Below are 1750 nucleotides of genomic sequence, written 5' to 3' on the forward strand. Positions count from 1 at the left end.
GACCTCGCAAGGCCGCCACCATCGCTTGCGCCAGTTCAGGTGCTACCGGGCCGATAACCGTCATGCGCGCGCCAGCATCGTCAACCCGCAGACCACCAAACGCAATGCAGCGAGGCTCGCCATTGTCGAGCAGCCCGCGCCAGCATGAATAGCGCGGAATGTTATGATTGTTTCCGGTGTACCGAACAGTCAGCTTCCGACCACACCTCTTGCAACGGAAAAGGCCAGCAAGCAAAGCATCGCCATGCTTCGGCGCTCCATGATGGCGACTGGCTGGCACGTTGTCACTGATCATCTTGCGGATCTCCTCCGCCCGTTCCCAACTCACATAACCTTCATGTGCATCCGGGATCAGTGCCAGCCATTCATCACGTGTCTTGCGACGAATTCCAGGCCGGCCATCGTATCGGAGCACTGATCGACTCTTACCATACGCGTACGCGCCACCGTAGATCGGATTCGCAATCATTCTATGGATCGTTGCATAATTTGGCCTGCGCCAAATGACATCGCCATCAGTGCGCCTGACCGGCAGGTCCAGCCCCTGTTCGAGGAACCACAGCAAAGCCTGCCGGGCACTGCCGAGCTCGGCAACCTTGTTGAAGACGAGTGCAATGGCTTCCTGGACGCGTCGGTCGGGATCCTTCTCAATCCTGTCACCGGCCTTTACAAAGCCGACCGGGACAGTGACGACGAGTTCACCGCGGCGAGCCTTCTCATAGCGGGCTGAAAGGGAACGCTGACGCAATAGGTCGAGCTCATACTCGTTAAGGCTACCCTTCAGGCCCAAAAGCAGACGGTCATTACCTTGACGCGGCGCATAAACAGCTTCCTGGTCGATCAGCACGGTATCGACGACGCGGCACATCTCGATGAGTTGCTGCCAATCGCGGCTGTTGCGGGCGAAGCGTGAGACTTCACGCGCGGCCACCGCGCCAACCTTGCCAAGGCATACTTCCGCCACCATCCGGTCAAATCCGACGCGGGTCACGCCGCCAGCGGCTGAACGACCGAGATCGTCATCCACTGTCTCTATGTGTGACCATCCAAGCGCTGCCAGCCGGTCACGCATGGCGTATTGAAGGGCGCTGCTTTCGCGATTGTGCAGGACCTGATGAGCCGAGGACTGTCGAACATAGAGAATAGCCTTCCGCTCCAGATGATGTCGGCCGATCTTCTCATGTATCATGACCGGCCTCCTTTTGCTGGGAGACGTGCCGGCAGTTTGCGTGATCGATGAATAGCCGTACGATGAGCCCCGTCAGCGCTTGACGGGTCTCCTCCGGCAACTCCGGCCATTGCGGCATTCCTGCTATCGCCTTTTGGCGCGGGTTCAAGAATAGATCGAACTGATATGTCATGGGTTGATTTGGCATGGACATCTCTCCGACTCGCTTCGTGAGAGATCAATGCTGCGCTCATTCCCCCAGATTGCGATGAGGTATCAGCGTCGTCCAGTAACTTTGCCAAAACATGGAGGGCTGCAAGATCGACGTGCGGAACCGGCAGGCTGCGCCAATATCCGCTCAAGGAACGGTCGAACATCCATGCTGGGACTTCAAGATGTCGGCCAGAAGAAGAACCAGAAAGGCTGCACCGGAAAATATGCGTCCCCTTCGACAGCGCCTCATGAACGTGAACAAATCGCCCGGACCAGGGATGCCACGGATACATGGAGTGCACCCCGTTTCGCCGGACACGTCGGCTAGGTTGATTTAGCCCTGATGAACTGCCGAGGGGAAGCCATCTT

At 57.8% G+C, this 1750-nt stretch carries 1 protein-coding gene; it reads right to left on the reverse strand.

What is annotated here, in order from left to right; all coding sequences use genetic code 11:
* On the reverse strand, window positions 1-1189 hold a 1189-nt coding region (locus tag FIB18_RS24590; RefSeq protein WP_140023478.1), incomplete at its 3' end, for a recombinase family protein.
* Window positions 1190-1750 lie beyond the last annotated feature (561 nt).

It is taken from the genome of Brucella pecoris, from assembly GCF_006376675.1.
Classification (GTDB): Bacteria; Pseudomonadota; Alphaproteobacteria; order Rhizobiales; family Rhizobiaceae; genus Brucella; species Brucella pecoris.